Annotated in this window: 16 protein-coding genes; 2 read left to right on the forward strand and 14 right to left on the reverse strand. The window is 73.2% G+C overall.

All coding sequences use genetic code 11. The features are described 5' to 3' along the window. Nucleotides 1-219: 219 nt before the first annotated feature. The 9 genes from Dsi01nite_RS24600 to Dsi01nite_RS24640 all read right to left on the reverse strand — a co-directional run bounded on the left by Dsi01nite_RS24600 (nt 220) and on the right by Dsi01nite_RS24640 (nt 7,235). Entirely contained in the window at nt 220-894 is a 675-nt protein-coding gene (locus tag Dsi01nite_RS24600) for a response regulator transcription factor (protein ID WP_203848604.1), read from the reverse strand. Further along, nucleotides 891-2,051, reverse strand: a complete 1,161-nt coding sequence (locus tag Dsi01nite_RS24605) for a sensor histidine kinase (RefSeq protein WP_203848605.1) — start codon at nt 2,049-2,051, stop codon at nt 891-893. The genes Dsi01nite_RS24600 and Dsi01nite_RS24605 overlap by 4 nt, the downstream gene beginning before the upstream one ends. A 5-nt stretch (nt 2,052-2,056) precedes the next feature. Further along, complete coding sequence (locus Dsi01nite_RS24610; protein WP_203848606.1) at nt 2,057-2,776, reverse strand: ABC transporter permease; 720 nt, start codon at nt 2,774-2,776, stop codon at nt 2,057-2,059. After that, a complete protein-coding gene (locus Dsi01nite_RS24615) occupies nt 2,773-3,690 on the reverse strand; it encodes an ABC transporter ATP-binding protein (protein ID WP_203848607.1) in 918 nt (305 codons plus the stop codon). The genes Dsi01nite_RS24610 and Dsi01nite_RS24615 overlap by 4 nt, the downstream gene beginning before the upstream one ends. Nucleotides 3,691-3,829: 139 nt before the next feature. After that, a complete protein-coding gene (locus Dsi01nite_RS24620; protein ID WP_203848608.1) occupies nt 3,830-4,108 on the reverse strand; it encodes a GlsB/YeaQ/YmgE family stress response membrane protein in 279 nt (92 codons plus the stop codon). 81 nt (nt 4,109-4,189) lie between these two features. After that, nucleotides 4,190-5,416, reverse strand: coding sequence for an MFS transporter (locus tag Dsi01nite_RS24625; protein WP_203848609.1), 1,227 nt, complete (start codon nt 5,414-5,416; stop codon nt 4,190-4,192). Further along, nucleotides 5,413-5,961, reverse strand: coding sequence for a TetR/AcrR family transcriptional regulator (locus tag Dsi01nite_RS24630; protein ID WP_203848610.1), 549 nt, complete (start codon nt 5,959-5,961; stop codon nt 5,413-5,415). Before Dsi01nite_RS24630 ends, Dsi01nite_RS24625 begins: the two co-directional genes overlap by 4 nt. A gap of 77 nt (nt 5,962-6,038) precedes the next feature. Continuing rightward, nucleotides 6,039-6,647, reverse strand: a complete 609-nt coding sequence (locus tag Dsi01nite_RS24635; RefSeq protein WP_203848611.1) for a sugar O-acetyltransferase — start codon at nt 6,645-6,647, stop codon at nt 6,039-6,041. Between the two features lie 36 nt (nt 6,648-6,683). Then, the gene (locus Dsi01nite_RS24640; RefSeq protein ID WP_203848612.1) at nt 6,684-7,235 is read right to left on the reverse strand and encodes a hypothetical protein; all 552 of its coding nucleotides are present in this window, start codon (nt 7,233-7,235) and stop codon (nt 6,684-6,686) included. A 62-nt stretch (nt 7,236-7,297) separates the two neighbouring features. Between Dsi01nite_RS24640 and Dsi01nite_RS24645 the strand changes: the two genes are divergently transcribed. Further along, on the forward strand, nt 7,298-7,747 hold the full coding sequence (locus Dsi01nite_RS24645) for a MarR family winged helix-turn-helix transcriptional regulator (protein WP_203848613.1): 450 nt from the start codon (nt 7,298-7,300) through the stop codon (nt 7,745-7,747). Nucleotides 7,748-7,753: 6 nt separating this feature from the next. On the opposite strand, the gene Dsi01nite_RS24650 is transcribed toward Dsi01nite_RS24645, so the two are convergent. The 5 genes from Dsi01nite_RS24650 to Dsi01nite_RS24670 all read right to left on the reverse strand — a co-directional run bounded on the left by Dsi01nite_RS24650 (nt 7,754) and on the right by Dsi01nite_RS24670 (nt 13,225). Further along, entirely contained in the window at nt 7,754-8,416 is a 663-nt protein-coding gene (locus Dsi01nite_RS24650) for a hypothetical protein (protein ID WP_203848614.1), read from the reverse strand. 2 nt (nt 8,417-8,418) lie between these two features. After that, nucleotides 8,419-9,075: an RNA polymerase sigma factor gene (locus Dsi01nite_RS24655; protein WP_239136138.1), complete on the reverse strand. Its 657-nt coding sequence runs from the start codon at nt 9,073-9,075 to the stop codon at nt 8,419-8,421. Then, nucleotides 9,072-11,381 carry a bifunctional polysaccharide deacetylase/glycosyltransferase family 2 protein gene (locus Dsi01nite_RS24660; protein ID WP_239136139.1) on the reverse strand — a complete coding sequence of 770 codons (2,310 nt, stop codon included), beginning with the start codon at nt 11,379-11,381 and terminating at the stop codon, nt 9,072-9,074. Before Dsi01nite_RS24660 ends, Dsi01nite_RS24655 begins: the two co-directional genes overlap by 4 nt. Before the next feature lie 2 nt (nt 11,382-11,383). After that, the gene (locus Dsi01nite_RS24665; RefSeq protein ID WP_203848615.1) at nt 11,384-11,773 is read right to left on the reverse strand and encodes a hypothetical protein; all 390 of its coding nucleotides are present in this window, start codon (nt 11,771-11,773) and stop codon (nt 11,384-11,386) included. 81 nt (nt 11,774-11,854) lie between these two features. Next, nucleotides 11,855-13,225: an extracellular solute-binding protein gene (locus Dsi01nite_RS24670; protein WP_203848616.1), complete on the reverse strand. Its 1,371-nt coding sequence runs from the start codon at nt 13,223-13,225 to the stop codon at nt 11,855-11,857. Between the two features lie 149 nt (nt 13,226-13,374). On the opposite strand from Dsi01nite_RS24670, the gene Dsi01nite_RS24675 reads away from it, so the two are divergent. After that, nucleotides 13,375-14,508, forward strand: coding sequence for a GGDEF domain-containing protein (locus Dsi01nite_RS24675; RefSeq protein WP_203848617.1), 1,134 nt, complete (start codon nt 13,375-13,377; stop codon nt 14,506-14,508). Nucleotides 14,509-14,547: the final 39 nt, after the last annotated feature.

Below are 14,547 nucleotides of genomic sequence, written 5' to 3' on the forward strand. Positions count from 1 at the left end.
CCTCCAAGGATAAGCCGCGCGCCGCGCATCCGCCAGTGCCAACCGTAGGACGCCCAACATGGACGATCGGTGATCCGCGGGACGCGATGTCGTCTCACGTTCATCGGGCGTTCAGCTGAGGGCCGGTCGTACACATGTGCTATCCACAGCCTGTGGATAGCACATGTGTACGAACATGTATTGCCTGGTCAGTCCCTGTGGATAACTCCGGTGGTCCGATCAGAGGCCCTCAGGGTCGGGGGCGACGAGGCCGTTGGCGTAGGCGAAGATCACCAACTGGACGCGGTCGCGGGCGCCGACCTTGGCCAGCAGCCGGCCGAGGTGGCTCTTGGCGGTCGCCTCCGTGACGACGAGCCGGCCGGCGATCTCGGTATTGGTCAGCCCGCGGGCGACGAGGACGAGCACCTCGCGTTCGCGCGTGGTCAGCGAGCCGAGCAGTGGCGACGGCCGTGCGGCGACGGCCGGACGAGCGGCGAACTCCTGGATCAGCCGCCGGGTGACGGTGGGCGAGAGCAGCGCGTCGCCCGCGGCGACCACGCGGATGGCCTCCAGGAGTCGATCGCGTGGCGCGTCCTTGAGCAGGAATCCCGCCGCGCCCGCGCGCAGGGCGCCGAAGACGTACTCGTCGAGATCGAACGTGGTGAGGATCAGCACCCGCGGCGTGTGGTCGCGTCCGGGCGCGGTCAGGCGGGCGGTGGCCGCGACGCCGTCCAGGACCGGCATCCGGACGTCCATGACGACCACGTCCGGTCGGAGCTCGGCGGCGCGCGCCACCGCCTCCGCACCGTCCTGCGCCTCGCCGACGACCTCGAACCCGTTCTGGGTCTGGAGGAAGAGCCGGAGACCGGTGCGGATCAGTTCCTGGTCGTCGACCAGCAGGACCCGGATGCTCACGGCGCCACCGGGATCGGCACGTGCGCGCCGACGCGGAAGCCGCCGCCGGGCCTGGGCCCGGCCGCGAAGGTCCCGCCGAGGAGCCGGACGCGTTCGCGCATGCCCACCAGGCCGTGGCCGCCGGGAGGCCGCTGTCCCGTCGGCCCCCTTCCGTGGTCGGACACCTCGAGGTCGATGTGCTGCGGCCCGGTCGTGAGCCGGACGAGCGCGTGGTCGGTCCCGGCGTGCCGCAGGACGTTGGTCAGGGCCTCCTCGACGATGCGGTAGACCGACAGGCCGGTTCCCTCGTCGAGCACGGGCGGCTCACCGTCGATCTCGAGGCTGACCGAGAGGCCGACGGCGCGGAAGGTGGCCGCCAGCTCGGCCAGGTCGGCCAGGCCCGGCAGGGGTTGGTGCGGTGTTACCGGGGACGTCGTGGTGGGGGATTCGGAGCGCAGCAGGGCCAGCAGCCGGCGCAGCTCGACGATGCTCTGCTCGCCCCTGGTCTCGACCCGGCCCAGCACGTCGGCGGCGACGTCGGGCGCCGTCGGAATGACGTCCCGCGCGCCGCGCACGCCCACCAGCATGACCGTGACCGAGTGCGCGACGATGTCGTGGAGCTCACGCGCGATCGCCGCTCGCTCCTCGTGTGCGGCGATCGCTGCCCGCTGCTCCCGTTCGGCTCGCGCGGCGGTGGCGCGCGCACGCTCGTCCTCGAGGTGCCGGCGGCGGCCGCGGAACGCGGCGCCGACCGCCCACACGGCCACCGGTGGAGGCACCGAGGTCACCGAGAGCGCGACGAGCACGACCGTGGCGGCGACGAGTGCCACCACCGACGCCCGGGCTGGACAGCGTTCGGCGACGGTGAACAGTCCGACGCAGACCAGCATGCCACCCGGGGACTCGCCGAGGGTGAACAGGAGCGCGGTCGTTGTGAGCATGGCCGACAGCACCAGGATCGGGTGCCGGCGCCGAGCGAACAGTGCCGTGCCGGCGGTCACCGTGAGCAGCACCGGGACCGGGCGGACCGGGGATTCGTCGTCGTAGAGCAGGGTCAGCTCGCCCGCCACGCCCACCACGACCGCGAGGACATCGACCAGCGTCTGCTCGGCCCTGGGACTGAGCCACCGCCCGCCCCCCAGCTGGGCGCGCCACCGGGGGGCGGTCAACCAGCTCATGGTCGTCATCCTAGATCTCGACGCCGTTCGGCGAGCACGGCGAGCACGGCCAGCCCGACGGCCCAGACCGCCAGCGCCAGGGCGGAGGCCGGCACGGAGTGCGCCGAGCCGTGCACTCCCCGGGTGAGCACCTGCAGGCTGCCGAAGGGCGTGTAGTCGACCGCCGACGCGCTGATCATCCCGATCAGTGACGGCGCGACGAAGTAGGCGACGATGCCGGCCACCACGGCGGCGATCTGGTTGCGGAGAAGACCGCCGAGGGCGGCGCCCACCAGCACCGACAGCATGCCGGCGAGGACGCATCCGCCCGCCAGCGGGATCAGCTGTGCCGCCGTGAGATCGGGGCCTGGATGGTGCGCGGCGAGGATGGGCACCCCGACGGCGAACGCCGCTCCCGTCGTGAGCACCGCCAGGCCCAGTCCGACGGCTCCGGTCGCGACCAGCCGGGCAGCGGCGACGGCGCCCGGACCGCGGCCGGAGACGAGGACCGCCGGCGCCGCGGTGCGATGCCGGTGCTCGGCCGCGACGGCCACCGCGCCGAAGAACAGCAGGAGCAACGGCATCCCGCCGAGCGCCTCCTCCTTCTCGGTGACCTCGTCGAGCGTTCCGGAGGCGAGCGAGACCAGGATGCCGTTGAGGACCGCGAGCGCGACCGAGGCCAGCGCGAACCACAGCGCGGTGCGGATCGTGAGGAGCTTGCGCACCTCACCGACGATCAAGGTCATGACCGGGCTCCCATCAGCTCGAGGAACACGTCTTCCAGTGAGGTGGACCGCGGCGTCAGCTCATGCAGATCCACCTGTGCCCGGCGGGCCGCCTCGGCGACGGCGGGCGCGTCCAGGCCCTCGATCAGGTAGCGCCCGCTGGCCGCGTCCGGCGTGATCCGGCCGCCGGCGGGCACAACTGCCTCCGCGAGCCGTCCGGGCTCGTCGGTGCGCACCCACACGCCACTCGCCGGAGTGAGCGCTGCGATCGCGCCGGCGTGCACCACGCGGCCCTGCCGCACCACGACGATGTCGTCGACGGTTTGCGCCGCCTCGCTGAGCAGGTGGCTGGACACGAGCACCGCCCGGCCCCGCTCGGCCCGCTCCCGCAGGAGTGTGCGCAGCCAGCGGATCCCTTCGGGGTCGAGTCCGTTGGTCGGCTCGTCGAGCAGCAGCACCTCGGGGTCGCCGAGCAGGGCCGCGGCGAGCCCCAACCGCTGGCGCATGCCGAGCGAGAAGGTGCCGACCCGCCGGCCGGCGACGTCGGCCAGCCCCGAGAGCGCCAGGACCTCCTCGACCCGGGTCCGGGGCAGCCGTGCGAGCCCGGCCAGGATTCGCAGGTGCTGGCGGGCCGAGCGGCCCGGGTGGGCGCCGCACGAGTCGATCGCCACGCCGACCGTGCGTGCCTCGGGCCGGCGTTGCGCCAGTGGTGTGCCGCCGAGCAGCACGCGGCCCGAGGTCGGACGGACCAGGCCGGCCAGCATCGCCAGCATCGTGGTCTTGCCGGCGCCGTTGGGTCCGAGGAACCCGGTGACGACGCCGGGCCGGACGTCGAAGGAGACGTCTTCCACCGCGGTCACCCGGCGGTACCGCTTGGTGAGCCGCTCCGCTGTCAGCACCGCGGAAGGCTCGGGGAGATGAGGTCGTTCCGTCATGCCCGCAACGGTCCCGCTCAGGGGCGGTCCCGGTCATCAACCCGCGGACTACATGTGATCTCCGACCCTGGTCGGAGACCGGAAGCACACACCAGGAACCCCCGGCCACCTGGCCGGGGGTTCCTGGACGATCTCAGTGTCAGAGGGCTCGACGGCCACGGCCGGCGAAGCCGGCGACCAGCGCGACACCCAGGGCGGCCACGATGACCTGGACCACCAGCTCGCCCCAGTCCACGCCGGGGGTGTCGGTCGCGATGCCGACGGCGTTGGCGATGAAGGTGCCGATCAGCGCGGCCACGACGCCGATGACCATCGTGAGCCAGATCGGGATGTTCTGGCGGCCGGGGACCACCAGCCTGCCGAGCGCGCCCACGATCAGACCGACGATCAGCGCGGTGATGATTCCGGTGACGGTCACTGTTCCTCCTCGTGTCCCAAGTAGCGGCGTCGATGTGCCGCTGTCCAAGGGGTGCCCGGTCCGGGACGCCACCAAACACCGTCAGTCCTCTTTGGACTCCTCTGCGGGCGGGCGCAGCACCCCGGCCAGGAAGAACGCGACGGTGAGCAGGACCCCGATCGCGATGAGTGCCCGGAGGACGGAGATGTGGTCGCCGAGCAGGCCGATCAGCGGCGGGCCGCCCAGGAAGGCGCAGTAGCCGACCGAGGCGACCACGCTGACCCGGCCGGCGGCCTTGGCCGGGTCGTCGGAGGCGGCGCTCATCCCGACGGGGAAGCCCAGGGACGCGCCGGTGCCCCAGAGGAGCGCGCCGACGAAGGCGGTCGGGGTGTTGGGGCCGAAGATGAACAGCACCAGGCCGGCCAGGGAGATGACGGCGAGCGTGCGCAGGACCGGGACGCGCCCGAACCGGTCGAGCAGGCCGGGGCCGAACCAGCGGCCGACGGTCATCGCGGTCAGGAAGACCGTGAAGGCGAGGGTGCCGACCACGGCCGGTGTGTCGTAGCCGTCGATGACGGCGACGGCGATCCAGTCGATGCCGGCCCCCTCGGTGAAGGCGAACGCCAGCACGAAGACGCCGATGAGCAGGGTGCGCGGCTCGGTCCAGAACTGCAGGAACCTGGTCCTGCCACCGGTGCCGCCGGCGCTCTCGGCCGGGGTGTCGGTGTCGGTGTCGGTGTCCGGCAGGAACGCGCGGACCACCACGAACGTGATCGCGCCGACCAGGACCGCGACCGCGCTCAGGTGGATCGTCACCGGGACCTTCAGCGCCACCATCGCCGTGCCGAGCAGCGCGCCGATGACGGTGCCGACGCTGTAGCCGGCGTGGAAGCGGGGCATGATCGCCCGGCCGAGGCGGCGCTCGACCATGGCGCCCTGCACGTTCATCGCGACGTCCCACGCCCCGTTGGCGAACCCGAACCCGAAGAGGCCCAGCACGACCGGCGGCACGCCGAGGTGATACCCGCCGGCGACGATGATCAGGCTGACGGTCAGCAGGACCGCCATCGCCGCGACCGTCGCGCGGGAGCCGAGGCGCGCGGTGATGGCGCCGGAGAGCACCAGCGAGATGATCGAGCCGGCGGCGATGGCGACGAGCACCAGGCCGAGCTCGGACGGGCCGAGGCGCAGCTCGTCCCGGATGCCCGGGATCCGGGTGGCCCAGCTCGCCATCGCGACGCCGGCACCGATGAAGGCGAAGTAGACGGCGCGGGTGGCGGCGCGCAACGGCTGGTCGGTCGTGGATGCCGGCCCGGCGGTGACGATCATCGTGGCTCTCCGAGGGTTCGTTCGACGATGACGCGGATCTGCTCACGCGGCACCGGCGCCGTTGACAGTGTCTTGTGCATGACCAGGCCCTCGATCAGGGCGTCGACGCCCCGCGCGGTGGTCGGGTCGACGAAGCGTTCGAGGACCGCGCGGCTGGTGCGCATCCAGGTCTCGGTGATGGTGCGCAGCGCGGGGTCCCGCAGCGCGGCCAGATACAGCTCATAGGCGATCGCCCAGTCGGCGGTGTCGGCGCCGGCGTCACCGTGGATGAGGTCGGTGATCGCCTCGACCAGGGCCTCGTGGGTGTGCACCTGCAGGAAGTGCGACTCGTAGACCACCGACATCCGTTCGGCGTGCCGCTGGAACGCCTGGGCGCGCAGATCGTCGAGGCTGCTGAAGTGATACGTCAGCGACCCGAGCGGCACGTCCGCGGCCGCCGCGATCAGCCGGTGGGTCGTGCCGGCCACGCCATGCTCGGCGATGACCCCGATCGCGGCGTCGACGATGCGGTCCTTGCGGTTCGGGTCGTGCCGCCGCGTCGCCACCGGTTTCGCTCCCGTGGTGCCGGGTCGTTGCACTCGTGCGGGTCCGGGTCGTTGCGCTCCAGTGGTGCCGGGTTGTTTCACTCGTGCGGGTCCGGGTCGGTGCGATCCTGTGCGTCCCGGTCGGCGACCAGCTGCCGCACGATCCGGGCCGGGTTGCCGACCGCGAGCACGCCCGCGGGCAGGTCGCGGACCACGACCGAGCCGGCCCCGACGACGGTGTCGGCGCCGATCGTGACGCCGGGGCAGACGATGACGCCGCCGCCGAGCCAGACGTTGTCGCCGATCACGATCGGCTTCGCCGCCTCCCACTTGTCCCGGCGCGGGCCCGGCTCCAGCGGATGGGTCGAGGTGAGCAGCTGCACCCCCGGGCCCATCTGCACGTCGTCGCCGATCGTGATCGTGGCGACGTCGTTGCAGACCAGGCCCCAGTTGGCGAACGAGCGGGCGCCGAACGTGGTCTGGTAGCCGTAGTCGCACCGCAGCGGCGGCCGGATGTAACTGCCCTCGCCGTAGCCGCCGAGCAGCTCGGTCATCAGCGCCCGGACCGCGGCCGCGTCGGTCGGATCCGTGGTGTTGATCTGGAACGTGAGCCGCTGCGCGCGGGCGTCGTCGGCGCCCAGCTGCGGATCGTCGGCGATGTACAGCTCCCCGGCCAGCATCCGCTCGCGCATGCTCTTCTCCGTCATGTGTACAACCGTACACTGGTTGTGTACAGCTGTACACTAGCGGCGGCGCCGGGCGATGACGGCGGCGATCAGGGCGACCGGGATCCACAGGTACACCGCGAAGAACCCGGCGAACTTGAGCGCCGCGGCGGTCGAGTAGAGCACCGCGACGACCGGGTTGATCGAGCCCGGGTCCGGCAGCATGGCGAAGGAGAACAGGTTCTCCACCACGTCGCACAGCGGGCCGAGCGGTCCGAGGGCGACCATGGCGGTGGCGACCCGCCGGCCCCTGGTGCCGGCCGGGAAGGCGCGGGCGACGAGCGCGAGCGCGGCCGTGAACACCAATGCCGTGGCGGCGATGAAGGCGAAGTCCACGAACTGGGTCTGCCAGTAGATGCCGAGCGTGCCGGCCTGGCGCATCTGGGTGTACCAGCCGGAGAGCCTGTCCGCGCTGAACGACAGCTGCCCCACGTAGTAGGGCACCGGGTAGCCGGACCGGGCGTAGAACCCGTCGAGGATCGTCTGGCTGACCCGCTGTGCCACGAACCCGGCGACGGTGGCGCCGATGAGGACGGGGAGCTTCGCGCGCTGGACGAATTTGAATTCCATGGAATGCATCTTGCCGACGGGATGCCCGTGACGTCAAGTGTTCCTTGGAATATATTTACCGGATGGACCCACAGAAGCGGGCCGAGCTGCAGGGGCGGGCGATGCGCGAGCTGTCGATCGCGCACCAGCTGGCCGAGACCCGGCTCAACCGGGCGCTCCGGCCGCTCGGCCTCACCATGACCCACACCGCGGTGCTGCTGCACCTCGCCAACGCCGGCCCCTGCTCCGTCGGCGACATCGCCGCCGCGATGGAGGTCAACCAGCCGGCCGTGTCCAAGACCCTCAAGACCCTGGCCGAGCGCGGCGCCGTGACGGTGGCCGCCGCCGCGGACGACGCCCGCCGCCGCGAGGTCGCCCTCACCCCGCTGGGCGGCGACCTGATCGGGCAGGCCATGCAGGCGATGCACCCGGACGCGACGGTCGCGTTCGCCGGCCTCGACGACGCCCGGCTGATCCACCTCGTCGAGCTGCTCGCCGAGGTCAGGGCCACCCTCGACGGCGCCCGGGGATGACGGACCTCAGGGATGCGACGGCTTGACCGGATGGGTGCGGTTCGGGCCGCCGCCCGGGTCGGCGTTGCCGGGCTTGGCGGTGCCCTGCCGGCCGTTCGCCGCGGTCGCGGTCGTCACGTAAGGGGTGCCCAGCACGGCCCGGCAGAAGTCGTTGATGCCGGTGTCGCCGCTCGCCGCGTGGGCCAGGGCCCGCCGGTCCTCGCCGGTCACCTGCGCGGCGTGCGGGTCCGCGCGGGCGGCCTCCCACGCACGGCACAGCGCCTCGACGCGACCCGGCGGGCTCCAGCTCGCCGGCGGCGCCGGCGCCGGCGCGGTCGCCGGCCGGCCGGCGGCACCGGGCACCGTGGACGGTGCCGCGTCCTGGCCGTCGAACAGCGACTCCACGGTGTGTTGCACGGGTCCCGGCAGGTGATCACCGGCGGCCGCGTATCCGGTGCCGCCCAGCGACGCGACCACCACGGCCACGCCCGCGATCAGCCCGGCCCGGCGCCGTTTCCGCCGGGCGCGGCGGGCCAGCCGAAACGCGCGCAGCGCGGACTCCTCCCCGGCCAGCTCGGCGGGCAGGGCCGGCCCGGCGGCCGCGACCAGCAGCGCCGTGACGCCGGCGGGTCGCCCGCCGTCCAGCTCCCGCAGCTGCTCCGCGATGTCAGGGGCAAGGGAATCGGACATGATCAGCTGCCTTCCCGCGGATCCGTGTCGCGGTGTGCCTGGACCTCGGGATGTTCGGCCAGCCGGCGCAGTCCCCGCATCGTCGCGACCCGGACCGCGCCGGGGCGTTTGCGCAGGACCTGGGCGGTGCCGGCGACGTCGAGGCCGGCCACGACCCGTAACATGACCGCCTCCGCCTGCTCGGCCGGCAGGGTGCGGATCATCCGCAGCGCCCACTCGGTGCCGGACCGGTCGCCGGCGTCCAGCGCCGCGTCGCGGGCCACCGCGCCGGCCGCCTCGCCGACGTCGTGCACCGTCTCGTGCGGCTCCTCACGGCGGCGCCACGCCCGCCGGTTCTCGTCGATGCCACGGTTGCGGGCGATCCGGAACAACCACACCCGGAACGCCGTCGTGTCACCGCTGAACCGGGACAGGTCCCGCGATGCCTGCAACCACGTCTCCGACGCCACGTCCTCGGCCGCGTCGCCGCAGACCACCCGCAGGTATCGCAGGACCAGCGGCTGCAACGCGCGCCACAGCTCGGTGAAGGCCACGGCGTCGCCGGCGATCGCGCCGGTGAGGGCGGCCCCGAGCCGGTCGTCCAGCGCCGCCGCCTCGGCCGCCCGCCGGGCGGCGCCGTGGGCGAACGGCGTCGGACAGGTCTCTGCCAACGCGGTCACGGCCGACCCGGCCGACCCGGCCGGTCCGGCGTCGTCCTCCGCCTCGGCGCGAATCCCGCCGGCTCATGACTCGGCACGATCCCCGCCGGGCTTTGACTCGGCGCGATCCCCGCCGGTTCATGACTCGGCGCGATCCCCGCCGGGCTTTGACTCGGCGCGAATCCCGCCGGGCCATGGACCGGCTCGACCCCCGTCGGTTCATGGCCCGGTGCGGCCCCCGAAGGTCCGCGCTGCGGCGGGACGGCGGCCGCGGCCAGGCCGGTGCGCGCCATGACCTGCCAGCGCTGCCGCCCGCCGAGCAGGGCGGCGACCGTGGACTGCACGACGACCAGGTACAGCAGCTGCCGGTACACCACCTGCTGCAGCGGCACGGTCCACAGCGACCCCAGCCGCTCCCGGTCGAGCCGCAGCGCGTATCCGGCGGCGAGGACCTGCAGGGCGGTGAAGCCGCACCACACCGCCGCCACCTGCGCCGGCGGCAGGAAGAACAGGCTGTAGACGGCGTAGACGTCGACCAGCGGCGCGGTCAGCGGCAGCAGCATCTGGAACACCGCCAGGTAGACCAGCCCGCGCCGGCCGAGCTGCCCGCGCTCGCGCAGCGCCCGGCGGTGCTTCCAGGCCGCCTGCATCGTGCCGTAGCACCACCGGTACCGCTGCCGCCACAGCTGCCGCAGCGTCGCCGGCGCCTCCGTCCAGGCGACGGCACGCTCCGCGTACACGGCGCGCCACCCGGCCCGCAGCACCGCCATCGTCAGGTCGGTGTCCTCGGCGAGGGTGTCGCCCGGCACGCCGTCGACGTCCAGCAGCGCGGCCCGCCGGAACGCGCCGATCGCGCCCGGGATCGTCGGCATGCACTCGCCGAGGTCGAACATGCGCCGGTCGAGGTTGAAACCGACGACGTACTCCAGGTGCTGCCAGCGGCCGAGCAGCCCGCCCCGGTTGGCGACCTTGGTGTTGCCGCTGACCGCGCCGACGGACGGATCGGCGAAGGGCTGGACCAGCCGGCCGACGGCGTCGGGCTCGAAGACGGTGTCGCCGTCCACCAGGACCAGCAGCTGGCCGCGGGCCGCCGCGACACCGGCGTTCAACGCGGCCGGCTTCCCGGCGTTCGCCTGGCGGATCAGCCGCACCCCGGGCAGGCCGAGGCGCGTCACCACCGCTGCGGTGGCGTCGGTGGAGCCGTCGTCGACGACGATGACCTCGAGCTGCGGGTAGTCGTTGCCGACCAGCGACCGGACCGTCGCGGCGATGTTCGCCGCCTCGTTGTAGGCCGGGACGACGACCGACACCAGCCCGAAGCTCCGCAACGGCCGGCGGCCCTGCGCCGCGGCCCGGCGGGCGTGCCGGCGCGCCGCGATCACCTGGACGGCCAGCCGGAGCAGGGCGAGGGCGGTGCCGGCGACGATCAGCCACCACATCGCCGCGCTGACCCAGCCGGCACCCGCCTGCGCCCAGCGCAGCGCGTGCCCGCGGGCGACCGTCCCGGCGCCGGCCGGCTCGTCGGGCGGCAGGCCGATCCCTTCGGAGACGGTCACGAACCGCGGGCCACCCGCCCCGGACACGATCCGCTCGACCGCCGCCACCGTCTGCGAGCGGTCACCGCCGCCGTCGTGCAGCATCACCACGGCACCGGGGCCGGTGGCAGCGGGCAGCGCCGCCGCGACGATCGCGTCCACCCCCGGCCGGCGCCAGTCCTCGGTGTCGCGGTCGGTCAGGACGGTGAGGTAGCCGGACGCGGCGCGGACCGTCGCGAGGTCGGGCAGCGCCGACGGCGTCGAGGAGTACGGCGGTCGCATCAGCCGCACCGTCCGGCCCGTGGCGGCGGCGATCGCGTTGCGGGTCAGGTCCAGCTCGAGCCGCTGCCGCCAGGCCGGCAGGGTGGCGAGGTCGGCGTGGGTGAAGGTGTGGACGCCGAGCTCGTGGCCCTCGGCGACGATGCGCCGCACCAGCTCCGGGTGCTGGTTGACCCGCGCGCCGACGACGAAGAACGTGGCCCGGGCGTGGTGGCGGCGCAGCGCGTCCAGGATCAGCGGCGTCCATCTGGGGTCGGGGCCGTCGTCGAAGGTGAGCGCGACCGCCCCGGCCGGGATCGCGGCGGAGCGCACCGCGCCGCCGGCGTCGACCTGCAGCACCGGGCCGGTCCCGGCGGGCAGCACCGACGCGCCCGTCACGGGCGCCGGGCCCTGCTCGCCGCCGACCCCGGTCACCCAGCCGTTGAGGCACAGCTCGGCGAGCAGCACGGCCATCCCGAGCAGCAGCAGGAGCCAGTGCGCGCGCGGCGCCCGGCGGGAGACGTGTCTGGCCACGGCTACTTCGTCCGGCTCGGCTTCGGGTTGCCCGGGTGCGACGTCTTGCGGTTGTCGTGCGGCTCGCTCGCCGACGGCGACCCGGCGGTGCTGCCCGGGCCGGCCGGACCGGTGGTCGCGGTGCCGCCGGCGCTCCTCGCCGGCGACGGGCGGACCGGTGCGCCGGTCCCCCGGGGGGCCGGGCTGGCGCCGGGCTCCGCGCCGTCGCGATGGACGCCGCCCTGGCCGCTCTGCGGGAGCCCCGGCAGCGGCACCGGCGAGGTGCCCAGCAGCCCGGCGACCAGCAGCAGCGAGCCGGCCGCGAGCAGCACGCCGAGGCCGGCGCCGAGGCTGGTGAACAGCCTGCGACGCCGGCCGCTGCGGTCAACGAAGACCGGGTCGACCAGGTTCACGGGAGAAGGAGCGGTGCAGCCCCTCCGGGCGTTACGGGGCTCGGGGCGTTACGGGGTGACGGGCGTTACGGGTGATGGGCGTTACGGGGTGATGCCGGTGTTCGTCGGGTCCTGCAGGGCCTCGTCGATGTCGGCGGTCGTCTTCGACATGATCGCCTGGACCTGGTCCCGGGTCAGGGCGCCCGGCGCGCTCCACAGCTCCCGCAGGTCCTTCGCGATGATGGACTCCACGATGATCCAGGCGGACACCGACGGATACATCTTCCCGTGCGGGATCATCTCGCGGAACGCGGCGTATGCCGGCTCGGTCGCCAGCTTGGTGCCCTCGATCGCCTCGGTGCGGGCGGGCCACAGGCCGGAGTTGACGCTGTAGCGCTGCTGGCTGGCCTTGCCCGTCAGGTACCGGACGAACTCGAAGGCCGCCTCGGGGTGCTTGGCCGTCTTCAGGATGCCGAGGTTGGAGCCGCCGAGGAAGCCGAACGTGCCCGCCTTGCCGGCCGGCATCGGCGCGGTGGACCAGCCGGCCTTGAGACCCGCCCGGCTGGTGTCGGAGGCGAACTCCGCGACCGACTGCGAGTTGTCGATGGTGATCGCGCCGGTGCCCTCGGCGAACGCCCGGGGCACGTCGCTGGAGGACAGCGCCATTGCCTTGGGGTCGTCGTAGAGGCCGATGAGCCGCTGGTAGTAGCTCACCCCGTCGATCGCGGCGGGCTCGGCGAGCATCGACTTGGTGCCGTCGTCCTTGATCAGGTCGCCGCCGGAGGCCCAGATGAAGGGGGCCACGTTGTGGATGATGCCGAAGTTGTTCTGCAGGCCGATGGCGAGCGGGGCGACCCCGACGTCCGACGCCTTGATCTTCTGCAGGGTCGTCTCGAAGGAGTCCCAGGTCGCGAACGCCGCCTTCGGGTCGAGGCCGACCTGCTGCAGGACGTCGGTGCGGTAGAACAGGGCCCGGATGTCGATCAGCCACGGCATGGCGGTGATGTCCGAGGAGGTGATGAGGTGGCTGGAGCTCCAGCTCGCCTTGGCGAACACGTCCTCGCCGCCGACCGCCGCGATCTCCTCGATGCTGTAGGGGCGCAGCGCCCCGATCGAGCTGAAACCCGCCACCCAGGTGGTGCCCAGGACCGTCACGTCCGGCCCTTCGCCGCTGGTCGAGGCGGTGCTGAGCCTGGTCAGCGCCTCGTCCCAGGGCACCCGGACCGGGTTGACGGTGATGTTCGGGTGCGCCTTGTGGAACTCCTCGGTCTCGGTGACCACGGCCTGGTCCTGCACCGGTCCGCCGTAGGGCATGTACCAGAAGTCGATCGTGACCGGCGGCTGGTCGGCGGCGTACCCCACGCCGCCGGCGCCCTCGCCGTCCTTCTTCGCGCACGCGGCCGCGGGCAGAAGCGTCGCGGCGGCGGCGGCCGCGGTCATGATCAGCCGGCGACGGCTGAGGCTGCGCTGCACTGGGCACCCCCCGTTCCTCAGCTGACCCATCGGCGCGGCCTCAGCGCTACTGAGAGCAAATCCCCAGCTCAAAACCCGAAGGTCGGGCCGCGCGTGCCGATCTCCAAGCCATGCGACAGGTCGGGAAGCTCAGGTGGCGGTGGCCGCGCGTGCTGGCGCTCGCGGTCGTGCTGCTCGGCGGCGTGACCTTCGCCAACGTGCACCTGCACGGCAAGAGCCAGGTCCACGAGGCGACCCGGTCGCACCTCAGCGAGCTCAACATGCTGCTGCACGAGGAGAGCTCGGTGCTGTGGAAGGCCGTAGCCGACCGCAACTCGCCGGTGAACGTCGCCCGTGAGCTCGGCGAGAGCCGCATGCGGGAACGCGCCCTGCTCAAGGCGTTGCAGGGCGACCTGCCCGCGGGCACGCTCGCGGACCTCGAGAAGAGCGTGGCCGCGTACCGGGCGGTGCTGGACACCGAGCTCGGGCTGCTCGGCGTGGGCAAGATCAGCGAGGCGAAGGCGCTGGAGAAGCGGGAGACCGAGCCGCGGTTCGGCCGGCTCAACGCCCGGTTGCACAGCCTCGAGGACCAGGCGGCCGACGCCGCCGACCTGGCCAACAACATCGCCGACCTGGCGCTCGGCATCGCCATGACCGTCGCCGTCGCCGCGATCGGCCGGCTGCTGTACCGCTTCGAGCGCGAGCACCGCCTCACCACCAAGGCCAACGAGGAGATGCTCGAGCAGCAGCAGATCGCCCTCGACACGCTCGCCGAGCACGAGGCGCTGATCCGCCACCAGGCCTCGCACGACCCGCTGACCGGGCTGCCGAACCGGCGCCTGCTCACCGAGCTCCTCGAAGGCAGCGGCGGCCACGACCAGGCGCTGCTGCTGGTCGACCTGGACAACTTCAAGCCCGTCAACGACCAGCTCGGCCACGCCGCCGGCGACGACCTCCTGGTCGGCGTCTCCAGCCGGCTGCTGTCCGCGGTGCGCGCCGACGACACCGTGGTCCGCCTCGGCGGCGACGAGTTCGCGATCGTGATCGCCGGCGGCGACGCCGGCATCGCGGTCCGGGTCGCCGAGCGGATCGTCACCGCGGTCGGCGACCCGTTCGAGATCGCCGGCACCGAGGTCCGCGTCGGCGCCAGCGTCGGGGTCGCGATCAGCGGCGGCGGCCGCGACGGCAACCAGCTCCTGCGCGACGCCGACATGGCCATGTACCAGGTGAAGCAGGGCAGCAAGGGCGGGTTCGCCGTGTACCACGAACCCGACGTCCGGCTGATCCACCAGGCCGTCCGGTAACGCGGCATCCGACCGCCGCCTGATCCCGGCCGTCCGGTA

It is taken from the genome of Dactylosporangium siamense (assembly GCF_016862795.1).
Lineage (GTDB): Bacteria > Actinomycetota > Actinomycetes > Mycobacteriales > Micromonosporaceae > Dactylosporangium > Dactylosporangium siamense.

Excerpts from the sequence above, each read along its gene's own strand:
- Dsi01nite_RS24610 (WP_203848606.1), bottom strand. The coding sequence starts at position 2,776 with ATGACCTTGATCGTCGGTGAGGTGCGCAAGCTCCTCACGATCCGCACC.
- Dsi01nite_RS24615 (WP_203848607.1), bottom strand. The coding sequence starts at position 3,690 with ATGACGGAACGACCTCATCTCCCCGAGCCTTCCGCGGTGCTGACAGCG.
- Dsi01nite_RS24625 (WP_203848609.1), bottom strand. The coding sequence starts at position 5,416 with ATGATCGTCACCGCCGGGCCGGCATCCACGACCGACCAGCCGTTGCGC.
- Dsi01nite_RS24605 (WP_203848605.1), bottom strand. The coding sequence starts at position 2,051 with ATGAGCTGGTTGACCGCCCCCCGGTGGCGCGCCCAGCTGGGGGGCGGG.
- Dsi01nite_RS24640 (WP_203848612.1), bottom strand. The coding sequence starts at position 7,235 with ATGGAATTCAAATTCGTCCAGCGCGCGAAGCTCCCCGTCCTCATCGGC.
- Dsi01nite_RS24635 (WP_203848611.1), bottom strand. The coding sequence starts at position 6,647 with ATGACGGAGAAGAGCATGCGCGAGCGGATGCTGGCCGGGGAGCTGTAC.
- Dsi01nite_RS24650 (WP_203848614.1), bottom strand. The coding sequence starts at position 8,416 with ATGTCCGATTCCCTTGCCCCTGACATCGCGGAGCAGCTGCGGGAGCTG.
- Dsi01nite_RS24645 (WP_203848613.1), top strand. The coding sequence starts at position 7,298 with ATGGACCCACAGAAGCGGGCCGAGCTGCAGGGGCGGGCGATGCGCGAG.